Raw genomic sequence first — 511 nt, forward strand, 5'->3', positions numbered from 1 at the left:
GGCATTGGCACGACGTAAGACCGCTTTAATACGTGACACCAGTTCACGGGTCGAGAACGGCTTAGTCATGTAGTCGGCCGCGCCAGCATCTAAACCTTGAACTTTGTGATCTTCTTCGCCACGTGCAGTGAGCATAATCACAGGAATTTCAGCAAGGTTGTCATCGCGTTTTAGGCGACGGCACAAGTCTACACCGCTGACACCGCCTGGCATCATCCAATCAAGCAAGATAAGCGCTGGACGTTGATCGACAATCATCTGATGAGCTTGTTTTGCATCTTCTGCTTGTAAGCACTGAAAGCCTGCCATATCTAAAGAGGTATGGATCATCTCCCGAATTGGAAGTTCGTCATCGACGATTAAAATGTAGTCATCTTTCACAACGCAATATCCTATTGTAGGTAACGGCAGGCCGTTTTAATTTTATGACAGGCTTATTACAAAGATTAATTATGACAGTATCATTGCAAAAAACAGACGATTGATGAAATTTGCAAAAAAATGTGACAAA

Annotated in this window: 1 protein-coding gene; it reads right to left on the reverse strand. The window is 43.8% G+C overall.

The annotated features are described in order from the left end of the window. A partial coding sequence (locus GY683_RS06775; RefSeq protein WP_297288015.1) for a response regulator occupies positions 1 to 381 on the reverse strand: 381 nt, incomplete at its 3' end. Positions 382 to 511 lie beyond the last annotated feature (130 nt).

Origin of the sequence: Moraxella sp. (assembly GCF_024227015.1) — a bacterium.
Classification (GTDB): domain Bacteria; phylum Pseudomonadota; class Gammaproteobacteria; order Pseudomonadales; family Moraxellaceae; genus Moraxella.